Source organism: Croceitalea sp. W27 (genome assembly GCF_055693185.1).
The window spans coordinates 2,511,719-2,537,799 of record NZ_CM146327.1 but is presented as its reverse complement, the minus strand read 5'-3'; the positions used below and the strand labels follow the sequence as shown (position 1 = coordinate 2,537,799).

Here is a 26,081-nt window from a genome sequence, read left to right as displayed (position 1 = left end):
ATGGAAAAATACGTTGACGCCTTTGTAAATGCATTTAACGGTACGGTAAGTTGGACCTGGAAGTCCATACTATTTGAAGTGCCTTGGTATACCAATTATTTTTGGGGCCTAATCGTTATCTCCCTTTTTGTATGGATTTTAGAGATTGTTTTCCCTTGGCGTAAAGCGCAATCCATTTTTAGAAAAGACTTTTGGTTGGATGCCTTTTACATGTTTTTCAACTTCTTCTTATTTGCCATTGCCATAAGCGGTGTCTATAAAATGCTTGGTGTATTATTCAATGATATTGGTATAACCGCCAAAAGTCTAGCGTTGATAGACCCGTCATCATGGCCCGTTTGGGTGCAGTTGGTAGTATTTTTTATAGTATTGGATTTTGTACAATGGTTCACCCACATCTTGCTACATAAATTTCCATTTCTATGGCAATTTCATAAAGTGCACCATAGCGTAAAAGAAATGGGCTTTGCTGCGCACCTTCGTTATCATTGGATGGAAAACATTCTCTATAAGCCACTAAAAACTTTTGGTGTAATGTTACTTGGGGGGTTTGAGCCTGAACAGGCCTACATAGTACACTTTATAGCAATTACCATTGGCCATTTTAATCATTCTAATATAAAGATTACTTGGGGGCCTTTAAAGTATCTGGTAAATAATCCGGTGATGCATTTGTACCATCACTCTTACGAACTTCCGAAAGGTAAATTCGGGGTGAATTTCGGTATTAGTCTCAGCCTTTGGGACTACCTTTTTAAGACCAACTACATTCCCGAAGACGGTGGTAAAATTCTTTTGGGTTTCCCTGGTGATGAAGAACTTCCAAAGAACTTTTTTGGTCAAGTAGTACACGGTTTCGTAAAACAAAGAAAGAATACTCCATAATACGAAGTTATGCTACTAAAATTTGAGCCATCTTTTAAGTACAATCCTTTTTTTTTGAAAATTTCCGTGTTTCTTTTACTGTACCTCTTTTTTACGATCCAGTTATGCGCACAAGCCGATTCTGAATCTGCTTTTTCAGATAAAACAACTTGGCAGCTGTTCAAATACGATATAGGCAATGTATTTAAAGGTGTTGGACACTCTTACACCAGACATCTTCACTGGGAAGGCAAACAATGGGGTACTTTCGGTACTATTGTCGCTGGCACCGGATTGCTGTATGTTTTTGACGAGCAAACATCAGAATTTATAAGACGTCAACAACTAGGTATTCCAAGATTTATTAGAGATTATGGCACAAAATACGGCAGCCCCCAATACAACTATATGTTGACTGGTGGTGTTTACTTAACCGGCCTATTTACAAAAGACGAAAAATTAAGACGAACGGGGGTACTCTTGATAGCTTCGGCATCTTCCGCAGGTTTATTACAGCAGGTAACAAAATCTGTTGTCGGTAGGGCACGACCTGTTAGCAATAAAGGCAAAGATACCTTTGACCCCTTTAATTCTAGTCGAAAGTTTCACTCTTTCCCTTCAGGCCATACCATACTTGCCTTTACCAATGCCTACGCCATCGCCAAACAGTTTAAAAGCCCTTGGCTTAAAGGTGGCATCTATGCTATTGGTCTTGTGCCCGGAGTTTCAAGACTTTGGGATGGAGAGCACTGGCTTTCAGATGTTGCTTTAGGCGTTGCAATAAGCATCTTTACGGTAGAATCAATAGATAGATATCTTGACCGTAAGTATGATGAGAAGTACAATGATCAACAGCAAGAGAAAAAGATAAGTTGGAATTTAAATATTGGTCCAGGGCAGGTTGGTCTTGTCGGACGTTTTTAACTTTATCAAACTCATCATCGTATTTTAAAAACTAATGTTCGAAGACCTCATTGAACTTGATAAACAGCTTTTTATATATTTAAACGGAATGGGAGTACCGTTTTGGGACAGTTTTTGGCTGTACCTATCAAAAACTTTAAGTTTTGTTACTATTCCCATTTTTCTATTTCTAATCTATTATCTGTACTTGAAATTAGGGTTTAAAAAAGCGGTTGTTGCAATTATTACCGTAGGTCTATTACTCTTATGTACGGACCAACTTTCGGTATTTATCAAACAAGGCACACAAAGACTTAGGCCATGCTATGATAATGAAATTCAAGAGCTCATGCGTATGGTAAGAAGCTATTGCGGTGGCAGATACAGCTTCTTTTCGGCGCATGGAGCAAACTCTTTTGCACTTGCGAGTTTCTTCTCTATTCTGTACAAAAAGGAAACGAAAGTATTAGGTTTTGCACTATTGATTTGGGCAACACTGGTCAGTTATAGCCGTATCTATATTGGGGTACATTTTCCTTTAGACGTCATTACCGGCATTGGTGTCGGTATTCTTTTTGGTTGGCTTTTTGCCAGATTATGCATATCGACCCTAGAAAAAATTTAATTTCTGCCTCCTTGCCTTGTTTTAGAATACTTATTGGAGGGAACATCTGGTGGCAAGACCAGCTTGTTTTCATCCTTTGATGTTGTGGTAACTGAAGATTTGGTGCTTACACAACCTGTCAATAAAATACAACAGCATAAAAGTGTTAAAAATTTCATTGTTATAATTTTACTTAAAATTACAAAAAATCACCAAAAAAATAACAATTATATATGCTTGGAGAAAGTAACGATAGCTAAAGAAACTTGAAAAACTACGTTTCACTTTTTAATCTTCATTTAATTGCTCGGATACCCTATCATAGTATTTTTGAGATAACACTTCTGTCCATTCTGTAGGTTTGCCTCCACCATATATGGCCAAATAAGTAACATCATTTTTCTTTGATGAGGAATGCCAATGTTCGGTATCTTTCTCACACTTAATTACATCACCCTCGCGTATTAATTTGGGGGCTTTACCCCTTTCTTGATAATAGCCTATACCTTCAACCACAATTAATATTTGTGGAGTGTCATGTTTATGCCAATTTAAAGTAGAATTGGCTTTAAAAGTTGCTTTGGTGATATTATAATCTAAAGTTTCATCTGCACTAAATAGACGGTTTAGCCAAGCTTCACCGATATAGTGCGTATTGGGTGCTTTTGTGCCTGCTTCTTTATAAGAAATGATTTTGTACTCCGCACTCTGGGTTAGACCGACAAAGGGTAAGATTACAATAATTAAAAATGTGATTCTTTTCATCTCTAAGATTTTTGAAGGTTAAAGTATGAAAAAGCCTGCAATAGGTTCATAATAAGTTTTAACACTCATTATAACTTTGACAAACTCAGCACGACGCTTGGGCTCCCTTCAACTGCGCTCGGGATAAACTTCTCGCCCAGAAATCCCTGAATGCAAAAAACCCTGCCATTTCTGGCAAGGTTTTTTAATTTGCTCCTCCTCTTGGGCTCCCTTCGACTTCGCTCAGGACAGGCTTCTTCCCTGAAAAGTGTAAAAACAAAAAAGAGCCACACTTTCGTGCAGCTCTTTTTTGTTTTTGCTCCTCCTCTTGGGCTCGAACCAAGGACCCTCTGATTAACAGTCAGATGCTCTAACCAACTGAGCTAAGGAGGAATATTACTATTTATATTTTTCTTTGAGCTTTAAAATTATCTCGGGATACTTTTTTAAGTTCTCGATATACTCTTTACTCTTCATATTCTTAATGTGAGTTTCTATTTGTCTGGCCTGTTTTCTTGATTCACATTCGAAAACTATAAAAAGTGACCAGTCGTTTGCAACTGAAGTAAAAGATTTATCAAAATAACCCGTGTTATGCTGAATCAATCTTGATTTTACATCGACCGTTTCTCCTATATAATATTTCCCAAGCTTTTCTGAAAATAAAACATAAATAGAACTCATTTCAAGTTTTAAAAGAACTTTCCGCTCTAACCTCCCGATAGCTATCGGGATGAGCTAAGGAGGAATATTTCACCTTAAGCGGGTGCAAATATAATTTTTTCTTTAAAACACCACAAACAATTATTGCAGGTTTTTAATTAAAAAAATCGTTTTATAATATTCCAGATATCATTACCAAAAATAACGACCATTAATCCCATTAAAATCACGAAACCTATAATTTGCCCTTTCTCTAAAACTTTTTCGCTCGGCGGTCTCCCGCTAATCATTTCATAAAGCAAGAACATCACATGGCCACCGTCTAAAGCCGGTATTGGCAGTATGTTCAAAAAGGCCAACCAAACGGAAAACATAGCCATAAAAGACCAGAAGAAAGTCCAATCCCAAGATTTTGGCATCATTTCAACAATACCTATAGGTCCTTTTACTTGTTTATATGCTTCTGTTTTAGAGTTGAAAATTACTTTGAATTGGCGTATTTGATCTGTTAATACTTTAATAGTTCTTGTAAACCCTGCCGGTATTGCGCCGAAAAAGTCATAAGTATCCGTTTTACGCAAATCTTGGATATCTAACTGAATACCAATTGCACCTTCATTGGGCACCGTTAAATTCAAGTTTTCAACGCGACCTTCTCTGCGCACCGAAATATCAAGATTTTCATTTGCAGAGTTGCCTATCGTATTTCTAAACTCGTCCCAAAAAACAACACTTTTACCATCGACCGAAATAATTTCGTCACCAGCCATAATACCGGCTTTTTTTGCTACCGAAGAATCAGCTACTAAGGCAATAACAGCTTTGGAACGATATACCATAAAATTGCGCCCTTGGGTCTGAAAAACTTCTTTTTTGCCTTCGTCCGTAATTGGAAAAGTTATTTCTTGCCCCTCTCTATCTACCGTAATATCATCACCAAGAATAATATCTAAAATAGCATCGTTAAAACGAGTGGCTTTTTTACCATCTACTTTGAGAATTTTATCCCCTGTACGTAAACCTAATTTTTCACCAATAGAATCTACAACTATACCGTATTTTAAACTATCGGAAGGAATATATGTGTCTCCATTATTAAAAAGTAAAAAAGTATAAATCAACCAAGCCAATAAAAAATTTACGATAACCCCACCAAGCATTATAATAAGGCGCTGCCAAGCTGGCTTGCTGCGAAACTCCCATGGCTTAGGCTCTTCCTTCATTTGGTCGGTGTCCATACTTTCGTCTATCATACCGGCTATTTTAACATAACCCCCTAGTGGCAACCATCCAATACCATACTCTGTTTCTCCTATCTTTTTCTTTAAAAGCGAAAACTTTACATCAAAAAAGAGGTAGAACTTTTCAACTTTGGTCTTAAAATATTTAGCGGGAATAAAGTGACCTAACTCATGTAAAATAACGAGTATGGAAATGATCAAAACGAACATCACAATCTGCGTAAAAAGTCCCATCGGCAAGTTTTGTTTTTATCTAAGCTGACAAAAGTAAACTTTTAGCAAATGTTTGAAAAGGATTACCTATGCTATTAGACGTATTTAAGAGTTTTTTGGGAGCAAATGAGGTTTATTTTACTTGAAAAAGGCACTTTTCAGCCGTACTTTTGCATGGTATGCGAAAATTCTTTGCTAAATACAAGTTCTTCGGAATCGTATTATCGCTCTTATCTATTGTAATTATTTACCTCATTTACAACGCATTAAAACCAAAAGAGCGCCTGCCGATTTATCAACCTTCAATGATAAATCCTGAATTGGTCGACAGCAGCTTGCACTACAAGAAAAAATACCACACCATAGCCGATTTTGAACTAATAAACCAGAACGGCGATACCATAACCCAAAAAGATTATGAAGGAAAAATCTATGTAGCCGATTTCTTCTTTACGACTTGCCCCAGTATTTGCCCTATTATGACAAAGAACATGGGCGCAATACAGGGCAATATTTTAGATGACGATGATATTCTACTGCTTTCGCACTCTGTCACCCCAAAAATCGACTCTGTACCTCAACTTAAAAAATATGCTCTAGAAAAAGGGGTTATAGATACCAAATGGAACTTGGTTACCGGTGATAAAAAGAAAATCTATGAACTAGCCAGAAAATCGTATTTCGCCGTATTAAATGATGGTGATGGCGGTGAGTTTGACATGATACATACCGAAAACTTTATCTTAATTGATAAAGAAGGTAGAATACGAGGCACTTATGATGGTACGAGTTCTGAAGAAGTAGCTAAACTACTTGGTGATATTGAGATTTTAAAAAAATCATATTAAAAGCTAGCTGTTAAAAACCAAAAAACCGCTTTCCCGTGCATAGGAAAAGCGGCTATGTTTATTTAATAGTTAACTGCTAGTTATTACAATCAGAAATGTACGCTTTGGCAATCTTTAGTTGCCCTTCAGCCGTGTTTTCAAATTCACCATTCCCAATTTTTGTTGCTAAATCGTTACAGCTCGCAAAAAATTCTGCACTAGCTTTCTCTGCTTTTTTAACTCCAGGTAGCGTAAAAAAGTAATCTTCCGATACGGTTAAATCCTTATACAAACTAACTTTTTCGGACTGAAAAAGACGTTGCATAAAAACTGTATTGTTCAGGTTAAACCCAGATAAAGCATTATCACTAACCTTGACCAAACTAGTTTTCGGATTAACAGGCTCAAATACCTTATCATCTACAACTATTTCTTTAACCCCTTTACATTTGAATACCTTATTCTTTGATTTTCCCTTTTCGTTAATATAGGTAACCACTGCGCGTTTGGCTTTAGTGTCTCCGTCTAAATCGATCATAGTGCCCGCAGATGGCTCTTCATCAGAAAATCGTATAGATATTTTACCTTCAAATTTTTCGCCCTCGGTAGTTATTACATATCCATCAGCCTTATTGATATTATTATTCTTCGCGGCCATTTTGTTGTTTACATTTTTCATCTTACTATCAACCTCATACGCAGGTGCATATTTACGGTTTGAAGTAGCTCCATTGTACTGCTGGTTAAAGCTTTCCTTGGTTCTTTTTAAAAGCGATTTCGCAGAATTTGTCGCCCATTTTTTATGATCACATTCCACAACCTTATCAAGGTACTTTTGAGCGCTATCAAAATCTTCAGTAAACAACGAAACCTTGTATAAGTTCATCAAAAGGCCCCAAGCTACTTTCTTTTCTGTTTTATCAGACAGATCATAGTTGGCCAATTTTGTATTCCAAAAGTCTACAAAGGGCTGAAATTGGCCCTTATTATTTCTTAAATCATCTAAGGTTTCGGTACTTGAAACTAAAGAACCTAAATCTGCAACCATTTTTCTGGTCTCATCTTCTAGACCGGCAGTCTTCTTATCTTTTATGTAATAAAACTTCTCGCTTTTTAAATTGACCCTTAAATCATATTTATCATACAAATCAGGCAAAATAACCCTTGTTAAATAGGTATCACCTAATCTCTTTTTAAGGTATTCTTGAACTAAATACGGACTTGCTTTAGCTTGATCTTCGCTTAGTAAGGTCAAGTATTTGTCTTGTTCCTTGAAGGTAAAATCAAAAACTTCTGCAACAGGCTTATCATTATCATCTTTACTTGCCAAAACTGGGTAAGAATGGTAATGTACACCTTCTCCTTTTACCATGATCAAAGTGCCCAAAGCAGCTGATTCTTTTGGCAATATGCTTACTGACCAGGTCTCTTTGGCCTTACTTCTCGAAAAGGTAACATCAAGGTCTTTTTCTGAAATACCATTCATCATAACCATTAAATTTGGCACAGAAGTCTCGCCGGAGACCTTTTCAAAATCTTGAAAATTAAGGGCATTCTGAAATTCAGTTTCAGTAAATGGTAATACGGCACCTTCGGTCTGGGCAAATGCGCCCATATAGGTGGTAATGTCTTTTGGTTTTACGTTTTCAGGATAGTTGGGTACGGCAATATCGACCATATCGTTTTTCAACGATTGTGCCGATAAAGACAAACTTCCAATAAGTAAAAGTGCTAATGGTAAAGGTTTTCTTAAATTCATTTTGGGGGTAATAATTAATTAATAGTTTTAATTTTGGTGGTATAATAATTTAGATATTCTGTACTAAGCTCTTGTTTAAAATTACCATCGGTATCGAACATTTTTGATTTATTCTTTTTACGTCTGGTCATTTTTAGCATTTCATCCTTTAGAATTCCGCGAAAGCGCTCTTGTTCAACTTGTTGTTCTGCTTCTTTAAAGTGTTTTTTGGCCAAGCCAAAATATTCTTTTAAGCCATAAAGACTGGCCAAATTCGAACTTACATATAACACAAATGATCTATTATTATTGTAATCGTTAGACTGCTTTAATTCTTCGAATGAAGTTATAAGGTCGTCCAATTCCTTCGTAAAGGCATCACGATTGGTTCTATCTTGATCGAGTTTTTTTATATTATGTAATCGCTCATTGAGTAATTTTAATTTTTCGCCTGAGCTCAGTTTTTTATGCTTTGTGATGCCGTAAAACTTGATGTAGTCTTTTTCAAAAACAAGATCAATATTGTTTTTTGCAAACCTTTGAAAGGTGCTTACCGAGTTTTTTAAGATGATTTCATTTAAGTTAACTGCCAGATTTCTTGCCTTGTTTGTAGCTATTATGTGTATATCTTCTTCAGGTAGTTCAGACACAAAAGTATCTAGTACATCCGCATACTTTACGGTGTCACTTACTACTATTTGGTCTTTATGCTTCACAGAAAGTTTATACTCGTAAGCAGCAATTAGCTCATATGTATTATCTGCGCCAGTGTATTTGTGGTATACCTCAACATCGTCCATAGCAATTGAAAGAAGAAATCCGTTTTCAAAGGGCAGTTTACTTTTTCCATACTTTTTAAACGTATGTAATTTTGGTATGAGGGCACCATTATTTGGATTAAATCCCCCCCATGACACTTTTAAATCATGAAGATTTAGCCTATCACCTCTATAGTCTATTGTAACTATGGACTTATTCGAAACTTCTGCAGATACCCCATAAACCTGACAAGAAACGGGCAAAGGATTTTCAGGATAACTGAATTGATGCAGTTTTTCATAAAAACTGGTCACCTTTTGAGCATCGCAATTTGCAGTGATCGAAAAGATTGTTAGGGCTAAAAGAACACCTCTCATTTAAGCTTGGTTTGGTCGAAGGGCGAAAATCAATATTAGATTTCACCTAGACTAAATTTTGTTGTGAACAACTAAATTATGTAGGTCTTTTGACCTTTACTCAAATTTAAAATGATGCACACGATAATTTTTATTTCAAAAATGAGATTCCACCTATTATTTCATACTTTTGTTAATTATAATCAATCTAAATAAACATAAGTGGCTACGGTTGCAGAACTTAAACATGGGCAGAAAGGGATAATAAAGGAATTTTCTGGTAGTATTCTTCCCATAAAACTATTAGAATTGGGTTGTTTGCCCGGTAATAGTGTTGAACTGGTTCAGGTAGCACCTTTAAAAGACCCCATTTATATTAATGTAAACGGTTCGCACATTGCCATAAGACGTGCTTTGGCATCGCAAATAGAACTCGATATTGTAGACACCCCTGCTCTATGAGTAAAAACATTAATGTTGCCTTAATCGGCAACCCCAATACTGGAAAAACCTCTGTCTTTAATCAACTTACCGGTCTTAACCAAAAGGTTGGTAATTACCCCGGCATCACGGTAGAGAAGAAACAAGGAATCTGCAAACTAGAAAGAGGTATTAAAGCTCACATCTTAGATTTACCAGGCACCTATAGTCTTAACACTACCTCTCTCGATGAGAGTGTTGTGGTAGAACTACTGCTAAACAAGAATGATAAAGATTATCCTGATGTTGCTGTAGTTATTACTGATGTAGAAAACCTAAAACGCAACCTTCTTCTTTTTACACAAATAAAAGACCTAAAAATTCCCTCCATATTGGTTATTAATATGTCGGACAGAATGTCTCGAAAAGGAATTTCTTTGGATATTGAGTTACTTGAACAAAAACTGGACACCAAAATTGCCTTGGTAAGTACTCGAAAAGGTGAAGGTATCGAACGCATTAAAGAACTCATCACCAACTATAGACAGCTATCCGAAAAACCTAATATAGATACGACGGTTATAGCTCCAGATTATTTTGAGCGGTTGAAAAATACTTTCCCCAAAGAAGACTTATATAAATTATGGTTAGTGATTACGCAAGACGTAAACTTTATGCCGCTGGAGAAAAAAAGAATCGAAGATGCCACTGCTTTTTCTACAAAATCTAAAACAGAATTAAAAAAGCTTCAACACAGAGAAACTGTATTACGCTACCAATTTATAAATGGTATTCTAAAAGAAACTTACAAAGTAGATATGCAAGCCGCAAAAGGACTTAGGGCGTCTTTAGATAAGGTTTTGACCCATAGAATTTTTGGCTATCTAATATTCTTGGCAATTCTGTTTTTAATATTTCAAGCAATATTTGATTGGAGCGGTTATCCATCAGATTTTATCGATGAGAAAATGGCAATGGCGGGCGAATGGATCAAGACTAGCCTTCCCCCAGGAATACTAACAAATTTATTGGCGGAAGGAATTTTTGCGGGTATTGCCGGTATACTTGTATTTATACCCCAGATTGCTTTTCTATTCCTTTTTATCGCTTTGTTAGAAGAATCTGGATATATGAGTCGTGTCGTCTTTTTAATGGACAAACTAATGCGACCCTTTGGCTTAAGTGGCAAAAGTGTTGTTCCGTTGATTTCAGGTACCGCATGCGCCATACCGGCCGTAATGGCAACACGAACTATTGAAAACTGGAAAGAACGACTAATTACTATACTGGTAGTACCCTTTACTACTTGTTCGGCTAGATTACCCGTTTACCTCATTTTAATCTCTTTAGTAATTCCTAAAGGATATTTTCTTGGGCTCAGCTATCAAGCCTTGACCCTTATGCTATTGTACATTCTAGGTTTCGGAATGGCTATTTTATCGGCAATGGTCTTGAATAAAATTTTAAAAATCAAAAGCAGGTCTTTGTTTATGGTTGAGATGCCAACCTATCGTCTTCCATTATTCAAAAACGTATTTTATACGGTAGTCGAAAAAACGAAGAGTTTTGTTTTTGGCGCAGGTAAAATTATACTTGCTATTTCCATTATTCTTTGGTTTTTGGGATCTAATGGTTTTTCTGATGAATTTAAAAATGCGGAAAGTATTGTTAAAGAACGTATCAAACTTGAAGGCCTTAATAGTTATAGTCAAAATTATATCGCCAATAATCTAGATACATATCCAGATGCGAAGAATAGAGCTGTAGCCCAAGAGATTGCCAGCTATAAATTAGAGCATTCTTATATTGGCTATGCCGGAAAAGCCATTGAACCTATTGTTAAGCCTTTGGGTTATGACTGGAAAATAGGAATCGCCGTTTTAACCTCTTTCGCGGCAAGGGAAGTATTTGTAGGCACTTTGGCCACCATATATAGTGTAGGTAACGATGAAGAAGAAACCATAAAAAGCAGAATGGCCGCCGAATTGAATAGTACAGGCACCAAACCGCTTTTCAATTTGGCATCGGGCATATCGTTAATGCTTTTTTATGCTTTTGCCATGCAGTGCATGAGTACTTTAGCCATAGTAAAACGTGAGACCAATAGTTGGAAATGGCCACTATATCAACTTATTTTTATGAGTGTATTTGCGTATATTGTAGCATTGGCCGCCTATCAAATTCTAAAATAAGAGACCATGCAAGAAATTTTGGCATATGTGATTTTACTTACTGCAATTGGTTATTTGGTCAAGAAATTTATTTTACCAAAATCATTGTTCGCCTCAACCAAAAAATCTTCAAAGGCCTGTGGCAATGATTCCTGTGGTTGCTCTTCATAACTAGTTTCTAGTTTTTTCAATAGCTAAAATTTATTTTTTTTATCTGATGATGTAACCTTTTGTACTTTTCTGACTATATAAGGTAAGCACCAACAAAACCAACCATTGTTGAAAACAGAAACAGATGAACTATTAATGGCTCAAGTAGCTAAAGGTAACTTAGACTTGCTTAAAGTACTTTTTGACCGGCATCATGTTCACATATTTAATTTTTTATACAAAATGTGCGGTGATAAAATGTTGAGCGAAGACTTAACACAAGATGTTTTTTATAAAGTAATCAAGTATCGTTCATCCTATAAAAATGGAAAGTTTGTATCATGGATTTTCACAATCGCGCGAAATAGCCTAAAAACACATTTCACACGAAACAAAGAAATGCATGATGATTTAGAAACCGTGCGTTATCGATTAGCGGAAAATGAGAATGAAAAGCAAGACGAATACTCGCAATTACAAAGGGCATTGGGTAAACTTGAAAGTTCTGATAGAGAAGTATTGTTAATGCATCGATTTCATGAAATAAAGTATAACGAATTAGCGGAAATTATGGATAGTACCCCAGGTGCTATTAAAACTAAAGTAAGTAGAGCATTGAAGAAATTAAAAACAATCTACTTAGAAAGTATATAAGTTATGGATACAGATCATATTATAGATTTACTGCCGGATTACATAGATGATATGTTGTCAAAAACTCAAAAAAATACGGTTGAAGTACATCTTAAAACCTGTGCTATATGTACCAAAGAATTTGAAGAGTATAAATCGCTTTTTAAAAGGTTTACGAAAGAAAAAATGGTGCAACCATCGCCAAATCTTGGTATAAACTTTCAAAAAATGCTTGCTAATGAAAAAGAGAATGGCGTAAAAGTAGTTGCTATTGACAACGCTAAAAACAAAAATGGCAATTGGTTTTATAGCAGTATAAAAATTGCAGCGAGTATTGCCCTTTTAATTGCCGCTTTTGTTGGCGGCAGGTATTTTCAATCAGAAGCTTCTCAAGAAGATTTGGCTTCTATTGAAAACGAGAGCTTAGAATTAAAGCAGACGACAATGATTTCATTAATGGAAAACCAATCGGCCAGCAAACGTATTCAAGGGGTGCAATTTATTGAAGAGTTCGAAAAACCAGATGAAGCAATTGTAAAAGCATTAGCCAATAGAATGCTTAATGACGAGAACACCAATGTTCGCTTGATCGCTGCAGAGGCACTATCAAAATTTAGCAATTCAGAGTTAGTAAAACTAGCGTTTATAGAAGCTCTAGAGACAGAAAAAGACCCTAGTGTTCAAATTGCGATTATTCAAAATTTAGTGAAAACACAAGAAAAGAAAGCAGTAAAATCTATGCAGAAATTATTAGAACAAGAAGACACCCAACCGTTTATTAAAGAAGAGATAAATCAAATATTATCAGAAATTATATAATAACCTTTGCTGAGCGAAGTCGAAGCATCAAAAAACGAAAATCATGAAATTAATCACTACTATTTTATTTACGTGCTTATTTGTACTAAGTGCGAATGCACAAACAGACTACACCAAATCTTTGAGTGGAGTAGAATGGGTTAAAATTGAAACAAAATCTGGAGTAAGCGTTAAGACACACGACAAGAAGGAACTCTTAATCAAAGTTTCTGGAATGAAAAAAAGGTCTGAAAAAGCCAAGGGATTAAAATTAGTAGGCGCTGGAGGCACAGACAACACCGATGTAGGTTTTTATGTAGTACAAGATGGTAATACTATGTTAGTTAAAAATCTTAGAAGGTCTGAAAGAGCCGAAATCTTTCTGCCCAAAACCCAAAATCTTTCTGTTACCAATTCGTGGAACGGAGATATCTATATTGAAGGTTTTTCCGGTGAGGTAGAAGCCAATGCCAATCTAAATGGCGGATTAAAAATGAAAAACCTTTCAGGCCCGGTAACGGCGTATTCTTTAAACCAAGGCATACAGGTAGGGTTTGATAAAGTTAGCCAAGATGCACCTATTGTAATTCGCACTACTAATGGCGAAATAGATGTAACGCTACCAGAGAGCACCTCGGCAGATTTAGAACTAAGTTCATGGAATGGGGACATCTACACCAATTTCGACTTAAAAAGACCCGATAAAGACGGGCTAAAATCTGTCTCTGGTAAAAATGTAAAGGGAGCAATCAATGGTGGCGGTGTAAACATCAAATTAAAATCTACCAACGGCACCATTTATCTAAGAAAAGAATAACCCATGCTTAGCATGATCAAAATATCAATCAAAAAACGAACAATCATGAAAACATTATCATTTTTAGTATATGGCCTATTATCTGTTACAACCGTCTTTGCTCAAAAAATAATTGAGAAAAACATCCCATATGAAAATCAATCTATTTATTTAGATGTGAAGTTCGCTGAGAATATTGATGTAAAAACTTGGGACAAAACCACGGTATATTTTAAAGCAAGTATCTATACCGAAGATTCTCAGTTTCAAGATTTTTATCGATTAAACGTTGAAGAAAACAATGATATCATTGCCTTCACCTCAGAGGCAGAAGGGGTTTTTAAGGCATATCGCAAAGACTGTTTGGAAAAAAATCCTAGCAAAAAGAGAAACTGCTATAATACTGGCGATTTAACCGAATTTAAATACACCCTGTATGTACCTAAGAATGCTACATTTAAAATTAGTAGTATTAATGGAGACTTAAAATCAGACCTGATTGAAGGCAATTTTACCGCAGATCTCATCAATGGTAACATTGATATTAAAAAGTACACTGGGGCATTAAATTTAAGCACTATTAACGGTGAAATTGATTTAAAGATAACGAACACCTGTTTTGTCGCAGAAACGATACATGGAGATATTTATGCCAACGAAGCGTTAGACATAGTGAGTCAAGATAAACATGTTGGTCGAAAGGTTTGGAGCGAAGATTCCGGCGCTAAAAACAGATTGAAACTAAATACTATAAATGGCAATATGTATTTAAGATAACGAATAGATTTCCAAAGTAAATTAAAAGGCGTGCTTTAAAAGTAGGCCTTTTTTAGTATTCTGAATCTTGAGGTTCCACAAAGGATACTTTTGCCTGTTTAGCTATATATACTGGTGAGGTAACAAAAAGTTTTTTAACCTGACTATCCCAATCTCGAACAACATTAAAATAGCTCGAATTGTTCACTGCCATAATCTCATCACAATCAGGGCAGGTGTGTTTATAGTCTAAGAAGTGGTGCGCAAACTCATGAAAGGCCACTACTTTGGTTATTTCTGGGTCTACTAAAGCGACCCAATTGATCAGTATATTTTCTATTGCGCCATTTTTATCTCTAGTAACCATACCCATAACAGTATTTCCCTCTTCAACCGGCAGGTTATTCGTAATATCAATATTTTTTAGTTGAAATAATTTCTCATGATATTCAATACCATAGGTATCACAGTATTGAAAAAAATCATTCAGTAAGGGTTGAAGGCGACCGTCAATATCTACAGTCTCTTGAGATGTTAAAGTAAAACAGGAAGTGAAAAGACACAGTAAAAACAGTTTAATTTTCATCTTGGTTTTGATTTTGGCGAAAATGGTTCTGTAAGTGTCCTAATGTTGAAACGAAAAATTCTAGCGATTATTTCTAATAACCTGTATTTTAACTTTTTATAAAGAATGGAGTGGTTGAAAAAATCTTTAGAAGGAAATAGCGATTTGAGTGTCTTTGTCAACTCTAAAAGCACACTCTTTAAATGCGGGGGGACCAAAAGTCTTCATTTTAGCCTTAGAGAAGGCCACTTTTTCTTTAGGAATACCCAACCAATTGGTATCTAATTTATCATTACCGTTCTCATCATGAAAAATAGCCAAGGCATACTCGCCTTCTGGCAAGTCTTTTATCGAGATATGGGTGATTCCTTTTTGGGCTAAAATACTATCGCATTTAAAAACTTTGTCAAACTTTAAAAACCCTTCTTTGGTATTATAAACGGCAACACTGATTTTTCCTTTAGAAGAAGGCACCTCATGAACATCTACTGAAATCTGGTTCTGTGACAAGGCTAGCACGGGAAGCAACAAAAACAGAAAGAATAACTTTTTCATACCTAGTTAACTTACAACAACTATGCTAAACTTAATTTTCTACTAAAAAGTATACGCTTAAATAGTAATTTTAGATTTTTCAACTTTACGATAATTCTTATTGCTTTATCATGAAGGCTATAAATAAGACGATGAACAAAAAGAAAAATAACCATTTTAGATACTTTATATCGTCTTCCCTTGGCCATCTATTCACTGCCATTTTTCAACACTTCTTTTAATCTTGTATACACTTGGTCAGTTTCTACACTATCAGAAAAGTTAAGAAACAGTTTTAAAGAATCGTGATGGACTATCCTTATTTTTTGCTGTCGCAAATCATCGACAAAAACATATGCTTTAGATTCGGTTAAAGAGTCTTTAAATACACCCTTTTCTTTTGCTAGCCACGAAAAGCCATTACTACGTTCCATTTCGGGTAATTTTTCTACAAAACCAATACTGTCAATATCGGAAAGTAATATTCTTTGTTTGTATATGCCCGAAACCACCTGAAAGTGGCCATCTTCGAATTTAGACCAATTTTTATAGTGCAAAACAAAGGCTAAAACACAAACTATTAGTGTGAGTACGATAACGATGTTCCAAAACCAGTTTTTATTCTTCTTTTTCATTCTCTTTGTTCTTTCTATACGTATCGAACCAGGCTACCGTATGCGCAATTTTGGTAATAAGATTACTAGGCCTGCTTGCAATACCATGACTAGCCCCTGGTATTTCAACTAAAACGGTTTCAATTTTTCTAAGCTTTAAAGCGTGGTACAATTGTTTGGCTTCGCTTGGTGGCGTTCTTAAATCGTTCATACCTACCATAACCATAGTTGGGGTCTCTATATTGCCAACGAGAGAAAGCGGAGAAAATTTCCAATATCCTTCGAAATTTTCCCACGGTTGCCCAGGGTAACGGGAGTTTGCATAGCCGAAATAATTATCGGCCACCAGGGTTTTACTTATCCAGTTCATTACAGGCTTTGCAACCACAGCGGCTTCAAAACGGTTGTTTTTCCCTATCATCCAAGCAGACATAATACCACCAGCGCTGCCACCTGTAACAAACAATTGATCCTCATGTGCTATCCCCATTTTTATGCAATGGTCCACACCATCCATGGTATCGTCATAGTCTTGACCAGGGTAATTATTGAATAAGAGGTTACCAAATTCTTCCCCATAACTTGTGCTTCCGCGTGCATTGGGATAAAAAACTATATAGCCCTCAGAGGCATATAGCTGCATTTCAATCGAAAAGCGATCACCATAATTTAGAATAGGGCCGCCATGATTTTCTACCATAAATGGGTATTTTTTAGTCGCATCATAATTGGGCGGATATACCACCCAACCTTGTATATCACGACCATCGAAAGACGATTTATACCAAACTTCTTCTACCCTGCCTAAGGTCCTATAATCGAACAAGGCTTTGTTGAGTTTCGTAATCTTTATTGGTGTTTTTTGCTTTGCTTTTAGGATAGCCAACTCTGCGGGATAATCTGGCCGTGAATGTGTATATGCAATTGTTCCATTTTTTGATATGCTATATGAGCCGCTCCCATATGGTCGTCCTAAGGTAGTTCCACCTCTATTATCCGCTAGTTTGGTTACTTTTCCAAAAAGAGAAACATGCCCTATTTTTCCATTGCCTTTATCATCGTAATTAAAATAAAGTCCTTCACTGTTACTGTCCCATTTTATGTCTGAAATAGAGCGATCCAAGGCTTTAGAAATTACCTTTTTATCGCTACCATCCATATTCATAATGTGTACCTTACGTATTTGATACGCTTGCACCTCATCTTCATAACCCAAGTAGGCAATATATTTTCCATCTGGTGATAATTGGGGCTCATAATCTGGCCCGTTTCTATCGGTCAACGCGTTGATATCACCATTTTTCAAATTGACCGAATAAATCTCACTATTTCTAAAACGGTACTCCCAGTCTTCTATCCTATTTGCCGAAAAATAAATTGCAGTCGCATCTTTTGACCATGAAAGTGTGCCTCTATTATGCCAATCTCCTGAAGTAATCTGCCGTGGGGCACCGCCATTGGCAGGTATCGTAAAAATATGATTAAATCCGGGTTTTATGTAACCACGACCATCTGCCTCATGATACACCCTATCTGTAATTCTTGGTGCTTCCGCCCATTTTGCCCCCTTTGGCTTTCTGGGCATTTTTGCCAGCACGGGTGCCGATTGCGGCACGTTCATTGAAAATGCCAACTGCTCTCCATCGGGTGACCAGGTTAAAGAACTGGGTGAAAAAGGCAATTGCGAAATCTTTGCGATTTTACCAGAAGTTACCCAATAGACGTAAATTTCTGAACCTTCATCCGTACTGCTGCTAAACGCAATTCTATCCCCCGACGGTGACCACGAAGGGTTACTTTCCGAAACTTCTCTCGAAGTAAGTTTTTGATGCTGGGTACCGTCGGTTTTTAGCATCCAAAGATTACCCCAGGCTCTATCTTTCATGATATCAAAACCCATTCGGCGATATACTACCCAATCTCCATTGGGTGAAATTTGGGGGTCAGACACATATTGCAAATTAAAAACATCTAAGTACGAAAAATTCGTTTTTTGAGCTTGAGTCAATTGAATTGAAAAGCCTAATAAAAAAAGTATTAGAAATCTGCGCATTGGTCTATTTTTTTGAACTATTTAAAGGTAGCGGAAAGCACCGTTCTAACCAAAATACGTAACTATGATTTAATTCTTGTTAATTTTACCCAATGGTCAGAAACATCCAATTACGAGTCAGTTTAAAAGAAGAAGGACAACTAGGTGGATTAAAAGCTAGGACGGCAAAGTATTTAGGAATTTCGGAAGATGACTTTGAATTTAAAGTACAACGAAAGTCCATTGATGCCCGTAAGCCAACTATCTATTTTAATTACAAGCTAGAGGTTTATATTAACGAACCTGCACCGAAAGAAACAACCCACCATTTCGATTATAAAGATGTTTCCCAAGCAAAACCAATTCACATTATCGGTTTTGGCCCAGCTGGTATGTGGGCAGCACTGCGCTGTTTAGAACTAGGCTATAAACCTATCGTTTTAGAGCGAGGAAAAGATGTTAGAGAACGACGCCGAGACCTTAAAGCAATTAATCAAGACCATGTGGTAAATTCTGATAGCAACTACTGCTTCGGCGAAGGTGGGGCAGGTACTTATTCCGATGGTAAATTGTATACCCGTAGCTTAAAGCGCGGTGATGTTCGCCGTGTTTTTGAGAGTTTGGTTTTTCATGGTGCAACCGAAGAAATTTTGATAGATGCCCACCCCCACATCGGTACCAACAAGCTGCCCAAAATTGTACAGAATATTAGAGAGACCATCATAAAATGCGGTGGCGAAGTGCACTTTAATACCAAAGTGACCGATTTTAACCTATGTGATAATGCCATCAACTCCATTGTTATAAACAATGAGAAAGAATTAGAAACACAACGTGTAATTTTAGCAACGGGTCATTCTGCCCGCGATATTTTTGAGCTATTGCATAAAAAAGACATTGCTCTCAAAGCGAAGTCTTTTGCTATGGGTGTTCGCGTTGAGCATCCGCAGCATATTATAGATTCTATTCAGTATCATTGTAATGGGGAACGCAACGAACTTTTACCAGCAGCGGCTTACAGCTTGGTTCAGCAGGTTAATAATCGTGGGGTATACTCTTTTTGTATGTGTCCGGGAGGATTTATAGTCCCGGCAGCAACAGCGAATGGCGAGGTTGTTGTAAATGGAATGTCACCTTCAAAGCGAAATAATCTTTATGCCAATTCAGGTATCGTAGTTGAAATTAACGTGGATGAAGATTTACCCATCTATGAAAAGTATGGTGTTTTAAAAGGACTGGAATATCAAAAAAACTTAGAGCGATTAGCATTTACCGCCGGAGGAAGATCACAAACAGCCCCTGCGCAACGACTGACCGATTTTGTAGAGGGGAAAACTTCGCAAGATTTGAACCCCACTTCATATCAACCGGGTTTAAATTCGGCGCCCTTGCATTCTTTATTTCCTAAACTGATCGGTGGGCGTTTACGAAAAGGCTTTGCGCAATTTGGTAAAAAAATGAAAGGCTATTACACAGAAGAAGCAAACATCATAGGAGTCGAATCTAGAACCTCATCGCCCATTACCATACCTAGAAATGAAAAATTGGAACATCCGGAAATCAAAGGTCTCTTTCCATGTGGCGAAGGAGGGGGTTATGCCGGAGGAATAGTATCTGCCGCTATGGACGGTGAACGCTGCGCAGAAGCTGCAATCATAGGCTTATAAATTATATTATGGATTTTAAAAACAGAAACGTACTTATAACCGGAGGTTCTCGAGGTATTGGCAAAGCCACTGCATTGGCCTTTGCGGAAAAAGGAGCAAGCGTTGGAATTAACTATAAAAGTAATACTGAAGAAGCAGAAAAAACACTAGCTGAATTATCTGGTGAAGAACATCGTCTTTTCCAATACGATGTCTCTAAAAAAGAAGATACGGAAGCCCTTATAAAAGATTTTGTTGCGCATTACGAGAGAATAGATGTTTTGGTGAACAATGCCGGAATTTCTATTTTTCATGATATTGACGAAGTAGATTTTGACCATTGGACAAATGCATGGGAAGACACTTTTAAAACCAATCTTTTTGCAGTATCAAATATGTGCTATTGGGGCGCAAAAGCCATGATGAAAACTGGTGGGGGCAACATTGTAAATATTTCTTCCCGTGGAGCATTTCGTGGTGAACCAACAAAGCCAGCTTATGGGGCAAGCAAGGCCGCTCTGAATGCCATGAGCCAATCATTGGCCAAAGCTTTGGCTCCACATAAAATTTATATTGGTGTTGTTGCCCCTGGCTTTACAGAGACCGAGATGGCCGCAGTTACCCTTACCCCGGCAGAAAGAGAAAATCTGTTGCGCGAATCTCCCTTTAAACGTATGGCACAACCTAAAGAAGTTGCCCATGCCGTGCTCTTTTTGGCTTCCGAGGGGGCCGCCTATTCCTCAGGGACCATTATTGATGTTAATGGTGCTTCTTATTTAAGAAGTTGAAAAGCAGCTTATTTAAACGGTTTGAGTATCAAACTACTAATTTGATTTTTGAAAACAAGAAAGTTAAAACCCTTTAAAATACTTCTCGATACAAAATTCTTGCAGAATTTCACTCGAAGTGACGTATTTTGCCTTTATGAAAGCAGCAACCGTATCGCAACTGAAAAAAGAATTGCAACATCGAGATACCGATGAACTTTTGCAATTATGTTTACGTTTGGCGCGATTCAAAAAAGAAAACAAGGAGCTCCTGACCTACCTTTTATTTGAATCCGATAGTGAAGAAGGCTATATTGAAACCGTAAAAGCTGAAATTGACGAACAGTTCGAACTCATCAATACCAACAGTTATTTCTATATTAAAAAAAGCGTCCGTAAGATTCTAAGGACCCTTAAAAAATATATTCGATATTCTGGAAATAAAGAAACTGAAGTCGCCTTACTGCTCTATTTCTGTGAGCGGTTAAAAAATTTCAATCCTTCCATTAAAAGAAATACAACACTTATCAATCTATATGATAGGCAATTGGTTTTTATTGCCAAGAAGATTACTTTACTACATGAAGATTTACAATACGATTATGGATTGCTTTTGGAAGAATTAAAACTCTAATGGTTTATGCTTTTCAAAATCTTTTGAAGAAATTTTCTTGCCATTAATAATATCGGTATCCCAATCTTGGGTAATCTTCCAAGCACCATTCACCTTCTTTAGCACAATATGAAACTGCCCATAGCTGTAGTTCGTTACATTATTTCTATCAGTAAACGCTATTCTATAAAAGCCCACCTCATAAGAAGTATGTTCGTTGGTTCTTCGGCTATCGAACCAAAAATCCAATTCAATGGAAACCCCATCTTTTTTGTTCTGCTCAAAGCGCTTTAGGTTAGCCACTTTAAAAGTGTTATCCGTATCGATTCCGTTAGGGGTTGCACGTAACACTTCCGCTGCATAGGTAGCATTTAACACTTCGCCGTCTAAAGTTTCGAATGCATTTTGAAAAGGCTTCCAAACTTCGTTATCAATTTCATTTTGAATAGCTTCAACTTCAGCTTGTGAAAAGCTAAACAAGGAAAAACACAAGAAGCCAAAAAGCATATACTTTTTCATATTTCTTTACTTAATTATCCGCGACTACCCTAGCCCAACATCCAAAGTCATCATTACTATAAAGCCCCCAATAAAGCCCATAACGGCAATATCCGAATGCTTATCTTGTTGTGTTTCCGGTATTACCTCTTCTACCACCACAAAAATCATCGCCCCAGCGGCAAAGGCTAGTGCATATGGTAAAATAGGTTCAAAGGTAATTACCGCCCAAGCCCCAATAACGGCCGCAATTGGTTCAACTATGGCAGAAGCCTGCCCGTACATAAAACTTTTTCTTCTAGATAATCCCTGTCTGCGCAAAGGCATCGCTACCGCGAACCCTTCGGGGAAATTTTGCAACCCTATACCTAAAGCAAGTGCAACCGCACCGCCAATCGTAGCCCCATCAAAACCTGCCGCTACCCCGCCAAAAAGAACACCAACTGCCAAGCCTTCGGGTATATTGTGTAATGTAATTGCCAAGGTCAACAGGGTGGTTCTGTGCCATGGCGTTTTCATACCTTCCGCTTCGCTCTCTTTAAAATTGATGTGTAAATGAGGTAATATTTTATCCAATCCGAACAGAAATAGTGCACCAAGTAAAAATCCGACCGCAGCCGGAATTACTTTTACAAATCCTTCGCCCGGGCTCATTTCAATACCTGGTGCTAAAAGGCTCCAAAAACTAGCGGCCACCATTACACCGCCCGTAAACCCAAGCATACCGTCCATAACGGACCGTTTAGGGTTTTTAAACAAAAAAACTAGTCCTGCTCCGGCGGCAGTTAGGCCCCATGTAAAAAGCGTGGCATAAAATGCTGCTAAAATTGGGTTTATAGATTCAAAATAATCGATTACTTGTTCCATTAGATATCAACTTTAACGTAAAGGTTGGTAGCAATTTGATTTGAAATTTGAAGCTGCTTTTCAGCAATTTGAATTTTAAGCGAATCATCAAAAGCCTCTTTTTCTAAAACTCTGATTTCATCACCTAAAGCAATATTATTCTTGTCCAAAAACTTTAAAAAGGTTGCCGATGTGTCTTTAACACCTACACAAATACCTTGAGTACCAATTTTAAGTTCGCTCAACAATTGTTTATCCCGCTCTTGAAAATCGCCATTTTTACTGGGAATAGGGTCTCCATGGGGGTCGTACTTCGGAAAATCAAGTAACTCGTCAATTTTATCGATCAATTTTTCACTTTTGATGTGCTCTAGCTGTTCGGCCACCTCGTGCACCTCATCCCAGGTGAAATCTAACTTTTTGACCAAAAAAACCTCCCAAAGGCGGTGTTTTCTAATAATAGCGAGTGCCGTCTTTATACCTAGATCGGTTAGAGAAACGCCCTGATAGCGAATATAATTCAGTAGGTTCTTTTCGGCCAGTTTCTTGGCCATATCGGTTACCGAAGAGGGTTTGGTCTGCATTTGTTCGGCAATCGCGTTTGTAGATATCAATTGCGAGCGGTTTCCCCCTAAATGAAAAATGGTCTTGATATAATTTTCTTCTGCCCGTGTCAAAAAAAGGTATTTGTCGGTTTGAGCGCAGTCGAAAACTAAAAAAGACCTCTCGACTGCGCTCGAGGTGACTTTTTAAAAGCCTGTTTATTAGCCTTTGTCAAAAATACATTTTTATTTGTAAAAACAAATTTTTAGATTTGTCTAAATTTTTATTTCAATATATATAAATTGAATCGTAGCCTATTTATTTTTAGTATTTTATTCTCTTTTTTCGGATGGGCGCAAAATGCTACCCTAAAAGGTGTGGTGACTTCAGATGGAATAGGAGTACCTTTTGCCAATGTCTATTTAAAAGAAACTAAAAACGGCACAGCTACCGATGAGAATGGTATTTACAGCATTACCGACCTGGCTTCAGGTAATTATGTGCTACTCATATCTGCCATAGGTTATGAAACCAAAAGAAGGCCTTTTGTAATTGAAAAAGATGCTAGCATTAGCCTTAATATCGAACTTGAGCCATCTGCCGAAGCCTTGGACGAAATGGTGGTTACGGGTACCCTTAAAGCCGTCAAAAGATTAGAAAGTGCCGTGCCGGTAGAAGTATATTCCCCTAATTTTTTAAAAAAGAACCCGACCCCAAGTATTTTTGAAGCCTTACAGAATGTGAACGGGGTGCGGCCACAAATTAACTGTAATGTTTGTAACACAGGTGATATTCATATCAACGGATTGGAAGGGCCCTATACCCTTGTTTTAATTGATGGTATGCCCATAGTTAGTGGTTTGGGCACGGTATACGGTCTCTCGGGCATACCCAATTCTTTAATAGACCAAATAGAGATTGTAAAAGGACCAGCTTCTACCCTGTATGGTAGCGAAGCCGTTGGCGGGCTCATTAACATTATCACAAAAAATACTTTAGAAGCTCCTGAGTTTTTCGCCGATGCCTTTGTAACCGGCTGGGGCGAATATAATCTCGATGTTGGTGCCAAAGTTGAATTAGGTAAAAAAACGGCAATGCTACTTGGGGTCAATTACTTTAAGTACGACCAACTTATCGATAATAATGGCGATAATTTTACCGACCTTACTTTACAAGACCGTATTTCTATCTTTCAAAAATGGAATTTTAAACGTACGAAATCGCGTTTATTTTCTCTTGCCGGTCGTTTTTTTTATGAAGACCGCTGGGGCGGTGAATTGCAATGGATCCCAGAATTTAGGGGAGGTGATGAAGTTTATGGTGAGAGTATTTATACAAGACGATGGGAGGTTTTGGGGCAATACCAGCTACCCCTTGATGAAAAAGTAATGCTTTCTTTTTCATACAATGACCATAACCAAAATTCGGTTTATGGGGACCTGCCCTACTTCGCCGACCAGCGAATAGGTTTTGGCCAATTAACTTGGGATAAAGCTATCGGCAAACATGATCTGTTGTTCGGTAGCGCCCTGCGTTATAATTATTATGATGACGATACTGCAGCTACGCAAGATTTACGAGGAAACCAAGCTGATGAAATTGTAATACCCAGTCTTTTTGTGCAAGACGAATTTAAATTCAACAAAAGGCACGCGTTACTTGCCGGACTTCGATACGATTATGATAGTCGCCATGGCAATATTTTTACACCAAGGGCGGCCTACCGTTTTAAATTCTCTGACAACGATATTTTTAGGGTGAATTTTGGAACCGGTTTTAGAGTCGTAAACCTCTTTACCGAAGACCATGCGGCACTTACCGGGGCACGAGATGTGGTAATTACCGAAGCCCTAAACCCTGAACGTTCTATCAACCTCAACCTCAACTATCTTAAAAAAATATACGCGGATAACGGCACCTTTGTCAGTATTGATGCTTCGGCCTTTTACACCCGTTTTTCCAATCAAATTTTACCTGATTATGACACCAATCCTAACCAGATCATCTATGATAATTTAAGCGGAAAATCAGTTTCTAAAGGGCTTTCTGCAAATTTGGAAACGGTATTCCCAAATGGTTTGCGATTTTTGCTTGGTGCCACTTACCAAGATGTGAGCCAAACCGAAAACGGAATTACTACCCAACAAATACTGACCGAACGCTTTACCGGAACTTGGAATGTTTCATACAACCTTCGCGCTATAGATTTAAGTATTGACTATACCGGTAATTTATATGGCCCCATGCGCTTGCCCTTAATCAGCGATTTAGACCCAAGAAGCGAATTTTCGCCTACTTGGAGTATTCAGAACATTCAATTTACCTACAAAGGCATTAGTAATTTTGAGTTTTATGGTGGCATAAAGAACTTACTAAACTGGACACCCAACCGCAACAATCCGTTCATTATAGCCAGGGCCAATGACCCTTTTGACCAGAACGTTCAGTTTAATGATCAAGGAGACGTGGTCGCCACGACCGACAACCCTTTTGCGCTCACTTTTGACCCGAGTTACGTTTATGGGCCCAACCAAGGTATTCGTGCATTTTTAGGGATGCGTTATACTATATTTTAATTACAAAGAGTCTAAGGGGCTTTGTATTTTAGAAATACTCCTTGGGCTTACCTTGCCATCATCGGCCAGGCAGTACGACTGCTATTCGTCCATAAAATTCCCTAACTTAAGCCAATAAACCTCAGACAAGAAAATACGCTGTCGGAACTGGACATATCCAACGGATATGTACGAATAGGGTCTAATTGCTTACGTAGCTAGCTCAAATACT

General features: G+C 37.4%; 27 protein-coding genes and 1 tRNA gene. 14 read left to right on the top strand and 14 right to left on the bottom strand.

The annotated features are described in order from the left end of the window. The 3 genes from ACZ1GR_RS11485 to ACZ1GR_RS11475 are packed head-to-tail and all read left to right on the top strand — an operon-like array spanning position 1 to position 2,392. Positions 1-885: a sterol desaturase family protein gene (locus ACZ1GR_RS11485; protein WP_472609111.1), complete on the top strand. Its 885-nt coding sequence runs from the start codon at positions 1-3 to the stop codon at positions 883-885. 9 nt (positions 886-894) lie between these two features. Further along, positions 895-1,788, top strand: a complete 894-nt coding sequence (locus ACZ1GR_RS11480) for a phosphatase PAP2 family protein (RefSeq protein WP_472609110.1) — start codon at positions 895-897, stop codon at positions 1,786-1,788. Between the two features lie 34 nt (positions 1,789-1,822). After that, positions 1,823-2,392, top strand: coding sequence for a phosphatase PAP2 family protein (locus tag ACZ1GR_RS11475; RefSeq protein ID WP_472609109.1), 570 nt, complete (start codon positions 1,823-1,825; stop codon positions 2,390-2,392). Here the strand turns inward: ACZ1GR_RS11475 and ACZ1GR_RS11470 are convergent. The 5 genes from ACZ1GR_RS11470 to rseP all read right to left on the bottom strand — a co-directional run bounded on the left by ACZ1GR_RS11470 (position 2,389) and on the right by rseP (position 5,253). Continuing rightward, on the bottom strand, positions 2,389-2,550 hold the full coding sequence (locus ACZ1GR_RS11470) for a hypothetical protein (RefSeq protein ID WP_472609108.1): 162 nt from the start codon (positions 2,548-2,550) through the stop codon (positions 2,389-2,391). The two genes, ACZ1GR_RS11475 and ACZ1GR_RS11470, sit on opposite strands and share 4 nt — an antisense overlap. 109 nt (positions 2,551-2,659) lie before the next feature. After that, a complete protein-coding gene (locus tag ACZ1GR_RS11465) occupies positions 2,660-3,136 on the bottom strand; it encodes a cupin domain-containing protein (RefSeq protein ID WP_472609107.1) in 477 nt (158 codons plus the stop codon). A 298-nt stretch (positions 3,137-3,434) separates the two neighbouring features. After that, positions 3,435-3,508: transfer RNA gene (locus ACZ1GR_RS11460), tRNA-Asn, on the bottom strand. Between the two features lie 6 nt (positions 3,509-3,514). Next, positions 3,515-3,799, bottom strand: a complete 285-nt coding sequence (locus ACZ1GR_RS11455; RefSeq protein ID WP_472609106.1) for a GIY-YIG nuclease family protein — start codon at positions 3,797-3,799, stop codon at positions 3,515-3,517. A gap of 137 nt (positions 3,800-3,936) precedes the next feature. Further along, positions 3,937-5,253: an RIP metalloprotease RseP gene (gene rseP, locus ACZ1GR_RS11450; protein ID WP_472609105.1), complete on the bottom strand. Its 1,317-nt coding sequence runs from the start codon at positions 5,251-5,253 to the stop codon at positions 3,937-3,939. A 158-nt stretch (positions 5,254-5,411) separates the two neighbouring features. On the opposite strand from rseP, the gene ACZ1GR_RS11445 reads away from it, so the two are divergent. Beyond that, entirely contained in the window at positions 5,412-6,080 is a 669-nt protein-coding gene (locus tag ACZ1GR_RS11445) for an SCO family protein (RefSeq protein WP_472609104.1), read from the top strand. Positions 6,081-6,156: 76 nt separating this feature from the next. Here the strand turns inward: ACZ1GR_RS11445 and ACZ1GR_RS11440 are convergent, their stop codons facing one another. Both ACZ1GR_RS11440 and ACZ1GR_RS11435 read right to left on the bottom strand, forming a co-directional pair. Continuing rightward, complete coding sequence (locus ACZ1GR_RS11440) at positions 6,157-7,818, bottom strand: hypothetical protein (RefSeq protein ID WP_472609103.1); 1,662 nt, start codon at positions 7,816-7,818, stop codon at positions 6,157-6,159. 14 nt (positions 7,819-7,832) lie between these two features. Beyond that, positions 7,833-8,933 carry a hypothetical protein gene (locus tag ACZ1GR_RS11435; RefSeq protein ID WP_472609102.1) on the bottom strand — a complete coding sequence of 367 codons (1,101 nt, stop codon included), beginning with the start codon at positions 8,931-8,933 and terminating at the stop codon, positions 7,833-7,835. Between the two features lie 201 nt (positions 8,934-9,134). On the opposite strand from ACZ1GR_RS11435, the gene ACZ1GR_RS11430 reads away from it, so the two are divergent. From ACZ1GR_RS11430 to ACZ1GR_RS11405, 6 genes are all read left to right on the top strand, one after another. Next, the gene (locus ACZ1GR_RS11430; protein WP_377768420.1) at positions 9,135-9,374 is read left to right on the top strand and encodes a FeoA family protein; all 240 of its coding nucleotides are present in this window, start codon (positions 9,135-9,137) and stop codon (positions 9,372-9,374) included. Beyond that, positions 9,371-11,524, top strand: coding sequence for a ferrous iron transport protein B (gene feoB / locus ACZ1GR_RS11425; protein ID WP_472609101.1), 2,154 nt, complete (start codon positions 9,371-9,373; stop codon positions 11,522-11,524). Before ACZ1GR_RS11430 ends, feoB begins: the two co-directional genes overlap by 4 nt. A gap of 258 nt (positions 11,525-11,782) precedes the next feature. Next, the gene (locus tag ACZ1GR_RS11420) at positions 11,783-12,307 is read left to right on the top strand and encodes an RNA polymerase sigma factor (protein WP_472609100.1); all 525 of its coding nucleotides are present in this window, start codon (positions 11,783-11,785) and stop codon (positions 12,305-12,307) included. 3 nt (positions 12,308-12,310) lie between these two features. Further along, the gene (locus ACZ1GR_RS11415) at positions 12,311-13,105 is read left to right on the top strand and encodes a zf-HC2 domain-containing protein (RefSeq protein ID WP_472609099.1); all 795 of its coding nucleotides are present in this window, start codon (positions 12,311-12,313) and stop codon (positions 13,103-13,105) included. 43 nt (positions 13,106-13,148) lie between these two features. Continuing rightward, positions 13,149-13,901 carry a DUF4097 family beta strand repeat-containing protein gene (locus ACZ1GR_RS11410; protein ID WP_377768424.1) on the top strand — a complete coding sequence of 251 codons (753 nt, stop codon included), beginning with the start codon at positions 13,149-13,151 and terminating at the stop codon, positions 13,899-13,901. Positions 13,902-13,946: 45 nt separating this feature from the next. Then, positions 13,947-14,657 (top strand): DUF4097 family beta strand repeat-containing protein, encoded by a 711-nt coding sequence (locus ACZ1GR_RS11405; RefSeq protein ID WP_472609098.1) that lies wholly within the window; start codon positions 13,947-13,949, stop codon positions 14,655-14,657. Between the two features lie 52 nt (positions 14,658-14,709). Here ACZ1GR_RS11405 and ACZ1GR_RS11400 read toward each other — a convergent pair whose 3' ends face one another. The 4 genes from ACZ1GR_RS11400 to ACZ1GR_RS11385 form a co-directional block, all read right to left on the bottom strand. After that, entirely contained in the window at positions 14,710-15,222 is a 513-nt protein-coding gene (locus ACZ1GR_RS11400; RefSeq protein WP_472609097.1) for a hypothetical protein, read from the bottom strand. A gap of 126 nt (positions 15,223-15,348) precedes the next feature. After that, positions 15,349-15,756, bottom strand: a complete 408-nt coding sequence (locus ACZ1GR_RS11395; protein ID WP_472609096.1) for a DUF2141 domain-containing protein — start codon at positions 15,754-15,756, stop codon at positions 15,349-15,351. A gap of 188 nt (positions 15,757-15,944) precedes the next feature. Next, positions 15,945-16,370, bottom strand: coding sequence for a hypothetical protein (locus ACZ1GR_RS11390; RefSeq protein ID WP_472609095.1), 426 nt, complete (start codon positions 16,368-16,370; stop codon positions 15,945-15,947). Continuing rightward, positions 16,354-18,402 carry a S9 family peptidase gene (locus ACZ1GR_RS11385; RefSeq protein WP_472609094.1) on the bottom strand — a complete coding sequence of 683 codons (2,049 nt, stop codon included), beginning with the start codon at positions 18,400-18,402 and terminating at the stop codon, positions 16,354-16,356. The genes ACZ1GR_RS11390 and ACZ1GR_RS11385 overlap by 17 nt, the downstream gene beginning before the upstream one ends. A 92-nt stretch (positions 18,403-18,494) precedes the next feature. On the opposite strand from ACZ1GR_RS11385, the gene ACZ1GR_RS11380 reads away from it, so the two are divergent. From ACZ1GR_RS11380 to ACZ1GR_RS11370, 3 genes are all read left to right on the top strand, one after another. Next, positions 18,495-20,048, top strand: a complete 1,554-nt coding sequence (locus tag ACZ1GR_RS11380) for an NAD(P)/FAD-dependent oxidoreductase (protein ID WP_472609093.1) — start codon at positions 18,495-18,497, stop codon at positions 20,046-20,048. Positions 20,049-20,056: 8 nt separating this feature from the next. Next, positions 20,057-20,815, top strand: a complete 759-nt coding sequence (locus ACZ1GR_RS11375) for an SDR family NAD(P)-dependent oxidoreductase (protein ID WP_472609092.1) — start codon at positions 20,057-20,059, stop codon at positions 20,813-20,815. Positions 20,816-20,951: 136 nt separating this feature from the next. After that, a complete protein-coding gene (locus ACZ1GR_RS11370; protein WP_472609091.1) occupies positions 20,952-21,428 on the top strand; it encodes a hypothetical protein in 477 nt (158 codons plus the stop codon). On the opposite strand, the gene ACZ1GR_RS11365 is transcribed toward ACZ1GR_RS11370, so the two are convergent. Genes ACZ1GR_RS11365 through ACZ1GR_RS11355 form a run of 3 tightly spaced genes read right to left on the bottom strand, consistent with a single transcriptional unit; the run spans position 21,417 to position 23,428 of the window. Further along, positions 21,417-21,926: a hypothetical protein gene (locus ACZ1GR_RS11365; RefSeq protein WP_472609090.1), complete on the bottom strand. Its 510-nt coding sequence runs from the start codon at positions 21,924-21,926 to the stop codon at positions 21,417-21,419. The two genes, ACZ1GR_RS11370 and ACZ1GR_RS11365, sit on opposite strands and share 12 nt — an antisense overlap. Positions 21,927-21,950: 24 nt before the next feature. Then, positions 21,951-22,772, bottom strand: coding sequence for a ZIP family metal transporter (locus tag ACZ1GR_RS11360; protein WP_472609089.1), 822 nt, complete (start codon positions 22,770-22,772; stop codon positions 21,951-21,953). Continuing rightward, entirely contained in the window at positions 22,772-23,428 is a 657-nt protein-coding gene (locus ACZ1GR_RS11355; protein ID WP_472609088.1) for a metal-dependent transcriptional regulator, read from the bottom strand. The genes ACZ1GR_RS11360 and ACZ1GR_RS11355 overlap by 1 nt, the downstream gene beginning before the upstream one ends. Positions 23,429-23,596: 168 nt before the next feature. Between ACZ1GR_RS11355 and ACZ1GR_RS11350 the strand changes: the two genes are divergently transcribed. After that, positions 23,597-25,870 carry a TonB-dependent receptor gene (locus ACZ1GR_RS11350; protein ID WP_472609087.1) on the top strand — a complete coding sequence of 758 codons (2,274 nt, stop codon included), beginning with the start codon at positions 23,597-23,599 and terminating at the stop codon, positions 25,868-25,870. The last annotated feature ends 211 nt before the right edge of the window (positions 25,871-26,081 follow it).